The following is a 6833-nucleotide window of genomic DNA, read 5'->3' as shown; positions in this document are numbered from 1 at the left end:
CGGCCGAGCTGGTGCGCGGCATGGCCTCCATCCCCTCGAACAGGCCTCCTGCCCGGGCCGCTTCCAGTGCGCGCTCGCGGGCGGCGTCGGCCTTGCGCTGAGCACGGGCCGCGCGCTCGGCCTCCCGCTGAGCACGTCGGACGGAACGGACGTCGGGCACGTCGTTGTCGCTCACGGGATGAAGTTCACCCCCGAGACCTTCATCTCGCCGTCCTCGTGACGGTTGACCGTCACCCGGACGCGGTACTGGCGGTCCTGGTCCTCCTGGGACCTCGGGTTGCCGATGGTCTGGTCGATGGCCATGATCACCTCTGCGCGCTCGGAAGTGGACTGTTCGACCGCGGCCGCCGAGACCACCCCGTCGGCCACCACGGCGGTGGTCTCGACGACCTCCTCGTAGGAGTCGCGACGCGGGGTGAACTGCTCGGAGAAGTCGCCCTCGATCATCTCGACGATCCGGTCCACGTCTTCCGTCAGGGTCTCCTGACGGATCGTCATGAGCCGGGTCATCACCTCCGAGGCGAAGTCCCGGTAGGACGCGTCCAGCTCGGACGCGGAGGCGCGGTCGGCGCGGATGGTCGCGCCCTTGCCGCGCTCGGCCAACCACAGACCCGACATCACGAGAGCCGCCACCAGGCACAGGGCCGCCACGACGGACGCGACCACCAGCCAGGTCCGCCCACCCTCGGTGGGTGTGTCGTCCGGCAGCGGCACTAGATCACTCCGTTCGTCAAGATGTCGGCGAGGTCGGCGTCCGCGGACAGCCTGCTCCCGGTTCCCAGGTTCAACTGACGATACGTCTTGCCGTCCGCGCCCAGATACTCGCCCGTCGAGGGGTCGTACATCGCCGCGGAGGTCCGGATCTCCCGTTCTCCGGTGCCTGACGAGGGCACGACGTTCCACCCGTTGGGATTGTTGCCGGGCGGGCCGACCTCGCTGGTGTCGGGCGGGTTGTGCCCCTCCGGGCGGTAGTCGCCGGCCGCGCACTCCTCGGGTGAGGCACCACGGCGGCCCGGGTACTCCATGCAGGGCAGGTTCCGTGCCCCGCGGACGACCATCTGCGAGTCCTGGGGCACCTTGCAGTAGATGCCGTTGATCTGGGGCGGCACCGACAGGTCGGCGGGCGAGCGACGGTCGGCGGCGGGGAGGAAGCCGGTGGTGCACGGGGGCGTCTCGTTGATCTGCAGGTTGAAGTCCACCTTGATCTCGCCGGTGTCGCGCGCTCCGTCGATCGCGGTGATGATCGAGGAGACCAGCGCGGGGTAGATCACCAGCAGTTGCTCGATCGAACGGTTGTAGACCACACCCACCTCACCGACACTCACGAGGTTCGCCACGAGCACCGGCATGGTCGGCTGCAGATCGTTGAGCACGCGGGTCGCACGCGCGAGAGAATCGGGCCCCCGTTGGATGATCGACGTGAGCTGGGGCTCGTTGACCCTGAGTTGGTCCGTCACGTCCGCGAGGTTGCGGGTCCACGCCCGGATGGAGTCCGACGATCGGAGCTGGGAGTCCAGAACCGGTTCGGCGTCCTCGATCAGCTGCCGGGTGACTCCGGTGTTGTCGCGGGCCTCTTCGAGCAGGAGCTGCGCGGAATCGAGGAACTGCTGGAGGTCGCGCTCGGACCCGTTGAACGCGTCGAAGGACTCGCTGATGACGCGGCGCATCTTGGCGTCGTCGATCGAGGCCATGAGCACCGTGGCCTGGTCGAGGACGGGACCGATGCCCTGCGGCATGTCGACCCGGTCCTCACCGAGCACGGTGCCGTCGCTCATCACCCCCCGCGGCTCGCCCTCGGGAACGAACTCGACGTACTGCTCGCCCACCGCGGAGACGCTGCGGATCTGCGCCCGGGCGTTCTCGGGAACATCCGCCCGGGAATCGAAATGGAGGTCGGCCACGACGTGGCCGGGCTTGAGGGTCACCGCGTCGACCCGCCCGATCACGTTGCCCAGGTAGGACACGTTGGCGTTCTTGTACAACCCGCCCGTGTCCGGCATCTCGAGAGCGACGTCGGTGCGCTGCCACCCGAACGCCGTCGGCAACCTGAGGTATGCGACCGACATGACGGTCAAGGCGATCACCGTGACGACGGCGAAGATCGCCAGCTGGATCTTGACGAACCGGGTCATCGCGGGGCCTCCTCTGGCGTGGCGTCCGACTCCGGCATGTCCGGTACCAGCTCGGAGAACGGGTTCTCCTGCGACGGTTCCGGCCGGGGGACGTCGAGCGAGAACGGGTCCACGCTCGACGGCGGGGTGGGCGCGAGACCGACGTACCCCTCGAGACCTGCCATCCGGTTGCCGAACTCGGTGCCCAGTAGCAGCGTCTCCGCCAGCCGCGGCATCGAGGCGTCCGCGTGGATGTACAGGTTGGCGTAGTCGCCGCGGAGGAAGTTGTCGATGCCCGCCTGGGGGAACGGGAAAGTGATGAGCACGCTCAGTGCCCGGGTCAGGTCGCGACCGGCGTTGGCCAGTGCGTCGAGGACCGGGGTGATGTCGCGGAGATTGTCCACGAGATTCTGTCCGCCGCCGGCGTCGATCACCTGGTTGGCCTTGTTCCCCAGGTCCCCCAGGGAGACCATCGCCGTGGTCAACTCCTGCTTCTGATCGTTGATCAGGGCCACCGCCTCCGGCATCTGGGCCAGCGCCCGGGCCAGGGTGTCGGTCTGGTCGTTGATCTGTCGGGAGAGCCTGTCCAACCCGTCCATCGCGGCGATGATGTCGGCCCGTTGCGCGTCGAGCCCACTGACGGTCGTCTCCAGTTGCTCGATGACCTCCCGGGTGTCGACCTCCCGTCCACCCAGTGCCGCGTTGAACTCCTGCGCGATGGTCTCGAACTGCGCCAGGCCACCGTCGGTGAGCACGACAGACAGCGCCGACAGCGTCTGCTCGGTCGTCGGGTACACGCCGGCCCGCGCCAGGGGGATCACGTCCCCGTCCGAGAGGGTGCCCTGGGGATCCCCGTCCGGCGGCGGGAACAACTCGAGGTGCTGTGAGCCGAGAAGGCTGGTCTGACCGATCTTCGCGTGCGCGTTCGCCGGGAGCCTGACCTCCTCGTTGAGCGAGACGGTCACTATCGCCGTGTAGTCCTCGACCCTCATGCCGGTGATCGATCCGACGTTCACGTCGTTGACCCGGACCGGGGAGTTGCGGGTGATGGTGGTGACGTTGGGCATCTCGATGGTGACCTCGTACGCGTTGTCCCCCCGGCCCTGGGCTCCGGGCAGCGGAAGGGAGTTCAGGCCCTCCCACGTGCACCCGGCACCGGTGATCAGGACGACGGCGCCGAGTGCGCCCGTCGCCAGTAGTCGCCTCCGAGGGCGTTCGCCGTTCATCTACGCCCCTCCCGTCACGAGGAGGGTGTCGGTGAGGTTGTCTCCCCTGTTGACCACGTTGACCAGCGGATCGGGTCGGGCGGACACCGGCTGCACGCCCGGGGGGGTGCTGGTCCCCGGCTTCTGGGAGTCCCAGATCTGCTGGGGCTCAGCGGTCGGGGTGATGGGCGGGCTGACGACCCCGTACGGGTAGTTGGAGGTCAGCGAGTTGAACAGCGGTCCCATGTATTCCGCGCACAGTTGCGCGTCGGACTCGGCGGTGTTGTTGGCGAGCCCGGCGATGGCACCGCAGATGAAGTTGGTCGGGTTGGCCATCTGGTTGGTGGACAGCACCCCGGTCAGGACGCCCTGGTAGGGCCGGTAGATGTTGTAGAAGTTCGACATCCCGGTGGGACCCACGTGCAGGACCCCCTCCAGATCGGCCCGCCTCTCGCGGACCACCTCGGTCGCCTGACCCAGTTTGTCGACAGCGGTGCTCACGCGTTCTCCGTTGTTCTCCAGGAATCGATTGATGTCCGTGACGGCGAGATCGAGGTCCCGCAGGGCGGAGTCGATGTCGCCCGTCTGGTCGCCGAGCACCTGGGACACGCTCGCCAGCCTCCCCCCGAAGGACACGATCTGCTCCTCGCTCTGGGACAGCGCGGAGACGAACAGCTGGAGGTTCTTCAGCGTCGTGAAGAGGTTCTCCCGCCCGTCCGAGAGCAGGGCCATGGTCTGGGAGACCTCGCTGAGCGCGTCGCGGACCTCGGTGCCGTTGCCGTCGAGCATCGCCTCCGCGGAATCGACGAACTCGCCCAGCGGCCCCGTCTCCTCGTCGCCGGTGGGAGAGAGCGCCGAGGACAGCTTCATGAGCTGGTCCTTGACCCCGTCCCACTCGACCGGGATGGCCGTGCGCTCGACGGGAATCGAGCCGCCGTCCGGCATCTGGTCGCCGCCGGTGAAGGCCGGGGTGAGCTGCACAACCGCTCGGCGACGAGGGACTGGGCCACCAGCAGGGCGTTGGCGTCGGCCGGGACGGGCACGTCCTCGTCGACCTTCATCGTGACCTTGGACAGCCCGCCTTCGGTGGTGATGTCCGTGATGGTCCCGACGCGCACGCCGAGGACCCGGACCGTGTCGTCGACGTAGACGCCCCGGGTCGATTCGAAGTAGGCGCTGATGGTCTTGGACCGCGAGGTGAAGAACCACACCGCGGCGACCACGAGCAGGACGACGACGACGAGGGCCACGATCCTGGCCAGGGTGGTCGAGAGAAGTCGGGTCATCGCGGCAGCCTCTTCTCGCCCCAGCCGGGGAATTCGTCCATCAGAGTCAGTCCCGGGACACCCGGCATGGTCGGCTCGCGGACGAGACCCGGCTCGGGCCGGACCCGGTCGTCGATGAGCGGCATGACATCCCGGAGGATCGTCTGCTGGTACTGACCCAGGGAGAGGTTCGAGACGTAGGCGTTGAACCACGGCCCGGAGGCGACGGCCTCGCTCAACGCGGTGGAATAGGGGACGATCCGGCGCAGACCCAGGTCGATGTCGTCCCTGTTTCGGATCAGTAGGTCCGACACCTGTTCCAGCTTGTCCAGGGCGGGTCCCAGTTGCGCCTCGTTGTCCTGGACCAGCCCGGACAGCTGCCGGGCGAGCTCGTCGATGTTGACGATCAACTCGCTCAACGCCCTCCGTCGCAGGTCGAGTTGGGTGAACAGCACGTTGCCGTCCACCATCAGCTGGTTGATCTGCTCGCTGCGCTCACCGAGCACGTCGGTGGTCCCGGCAGCCTTCTCGAGGAGCTGACGCACGCCTTCGTCACGTTGGTTGAGGGAGGCGGAGAGCCTGGTGATCCCGTCCAGCGCCCCCCTGATCTCGGGGGAGGATCCCTCCATCGTCTCCGCGATCACCGTCAGCGCCTCGTCCACCTTGTCGGTGTCCATCGCCTCGACGGTGTCGCTGAAATCCCCCAGCGCGGAGGTGAGGGAATACGGCACGGAGGTCCGCTCGAGAGGGATGGTGTTGTCCGGCAGGTCCCCTCGGCCGTCCGAGAACACCGCCAGCGCGCGGCGCCCCAGTATGGAATCCGTCTTGACCTGGACGGAGGTGTCCGCGCCGAGCGCGACATCGGTGTCGATGGCGAAGCGCACCCGGACCCTGTCGCCGTCGAGGTCGATGCTGCGGACCGAACCGACGTTCATCCCGGCCACCTGGACCGCGTCGCCGGTGTTGAGCCCGGCGGCGTCGGCGATGTACGCCGTGGCGCCGCGCGTCCCGTTGACGTAGGGGATCCGGTCGTAGTTCAGCGAGATCGCCATCAGCGCGACGGCACCCAGGGCGCCCCAGGCACCGATGACCCTGGGGTCGCGGTCCCGGAAGCGCAGCTGGCCCCGTGGAGCCCTGGGAGGGGCGTTCTTGGTGGAGTCACTCATCGGGGAAGGCACACCGTCCCGTCGTCTGCTCGTACTGGGGGAGGTAGACGCTCCGGCCCGTGGCGGGGTTGGTGACCTGCACGATCACGCCGCAGAGATAGAACTGGAAGAAACTGCCGTAGACGCCCAGGCGACTCATCTTCTCGAAGTCGGAGGGGAGCCTGTTCATGACGTTCTCGACGAACGGCTCGTCCTCGTTGATCAGCGTGGCCACGCGATCGAGCTGTGCGATGTCCTCTCTGAGCGCCGGGCGCACGTCGGCCAGGAGGGTCGTCATGTTGGCGCTCGCGTCGTTGAGGCGGCTGACCGACTCCGCGATCGGTTCCGAGTTCGCGGCCAACCCCGAGACGAGTTGCTGCAGGTCGTCGACGATCGAGTCCACGTTCTCCTGATTGTCGGACACCGTGGTGAGCACTCCGTTGAGATTGGCGATCACGTCGCCGATGAGCTGATCGCGGTCCGCCAGTGTCCTCGTGAGGGACGACGTCGAGGCGAGCAGGTCCTGGACCGTGCCGGCCTCGCCCTGGAAGACCTTGACGATCGACTCCGACAGCTCGTTGACCTGGCCCGGGTCCAGAGCACGGAAGAGCGGGCGGAACCCGCCCAGCAGGGCATCGAGGTCCAGGGCCGGAGAGGTCTGGGAGACCGGCAGCGTCCCGCCCGGTTCGAGCGCGGACTGGTCCCCCTCACCGCGCTTGAGCTCCAGATACCGGTCACCGGTCAGGTTCTCGTAGCGGACCATCGCCTCGGTGCTCTGGTGCACGATCTGGTCGCCCGCCACCGAGAACTGCACGGCTGCGATGTTCCCGTCCTCCAATCCGATCCGGTGGACACGGCCCACCTCCACGCCGGCGATCCGCACCTTGTCCCCGGACTCCAGTCCCGACACATCGGTGAACACGGCGTTGTACCTCTCCGTATCGCCGGTGCGGTACTCGCTGAACACCATGATCAGGCCCGCGAGGACGAGTGCCATCACCGTGGTGAAGATCGTCAGTTTGATCAGCGTGGCCCGGGCGGAGCGTGCGGTCGAGCGCCCGGCGGTCACGGCGTCGCCCCGTCCATGCCGAGCATGACCTGCAGCAA

At 67.7% G+C, this 6833-nt stretch carries 7 protein-coding genes; all 7 read right to left on the bottom strand.

Annotation, left to right across the window (positions count from 1 at the left end; translation table 11 throughout):
* Positions 1-171: 171 nt before the first annotated feature.
* The 7 genes from IY392_RS18380 to IY392_RS18355 are packed head-to-tail and all read right to left on the bottom strand — an operon-like array spanning position 172 to position 6795.
* Complete coding sequence (locus IY392_RS18380) at positions 172-714, bottom strand: hypothetical protein (protein ID WP_194862008.1); 543 nt, start codon at positions 712-714, stop codon at positions 172-174.
* Positions 714-2132 (bottom strand): MCE family protein, encoded by a 1419-nt coding sequence (locus IY392_RS18375; RefSeq protein ID WP_194862007.1) that lies wholly within the window; start codon positions 2130-2132, stop codon positions 714-716. Before IY392_RS18375 ends, IY392_RS18380 begins: the two co-directional genes overlap by 1 nt.
* Positions 2129-3337, bottom strand: coding sequence for an MCE family protein (locus IY392_RS18370; protein WP_194862006.1), 1209 nt, complete (start codon positions 3335-3337; stop codon positions 2129-2131). Before IY392_RS18370 ends, IY392_RS18375 begins: the two co-directional genes overlap by 4 nt.
* Positions 3338-4297 (bottom strand): MCE family protein, encoded by a 960-nt coding sequence (locus tag IY392_RS18365; RefSeq protein ID WP_309234216.1) that lies wholly within the window; start codon positions 4295-4297, stop codon positions 3338-3340.
* A complete protein-coding gene (locus IY392_RS19380) occupies positions 4183-4602 on the bottom strand; it encodes an MlaD family protein (protein WP_228549620.1) in 420 nt (139 codons plus the stop codon). The genes IY392_RS18365 and IY392_RS19380 overlap by 115 nt, the downstream gene beginning before the upstream one ends.
* Positions 4599-5747: an MCE family protein gene (locus IY392_RS18360; protein WP_194862005.1), complete on the bottom strand. Its 1149-nt coding sequence runs from the start codon at positions 5745-5747 to the stop codon at positions 4599-4601. The genes IY392_RS19380 and IY392_RS18360 overlap by 4 nt, the downstream gene beginning before the upstream one ends.
* The gene (locus IY392_RS18355) at positions 5740-6795 is read right to left on the bottom strand and encodes an MCE family protein (RefSeq protein WP_194862004.1); all 1056 of its coding nucleotides are present in this window, start codon (positions 6793-6795) and stop codon (positions 5740-5742) included. The genes IY392_RS18360 and IY392_RS18355 overlap by 8 nt, the downstream gene beginning before the upstream one ends.
* Positions 6796-6833 lie beyond the last annotated feature (38 nt).

This window comes from Dietzia sp. SYD-A1 (assembly GCF_015356725.1).
GTDB lineage: Bacteria > Actinomycetota > Actinomycetes > Mycobacteriales > Mycobacteriaceae > Dietzia.
This window is presented reverse-complemented; position numbering and strand designations above follow the sequence as displayed.

Excerpts from the sequence above, each read along its gene's own strand:
- IY392_RS19380 (WP_228549620.1), bottom strand. The coding sequence starts at position 4,602 with ATGACCCGACTTCTCTCGACCACCCTGGCCAGGATCGTGGCCCTCGTC.
- IY392_RS18375 (WP_194862007.1), bottom strand. The coding sequence starts at position 2,132 with ATGACCCGGTTCGTCAAGATCCAGCTGGCGATCTTCGCCGTCGTCACG.
- IY392_RS18360 (WP_194862005.1), bottom strand. The coding sequence starts at position 5,747 with ATGAGTGACTCCACCAAGAACGCCCCTCCCAGGGCTCCACGGGGCCAG.
- IY392_RS18370 (WP_194862006.1), bottom strand. The coding sequence starts at position 3,337 with ATGAACGGCGAACGCCCTCGGAGGCGACTACTGGCGACGGGCGCACTC.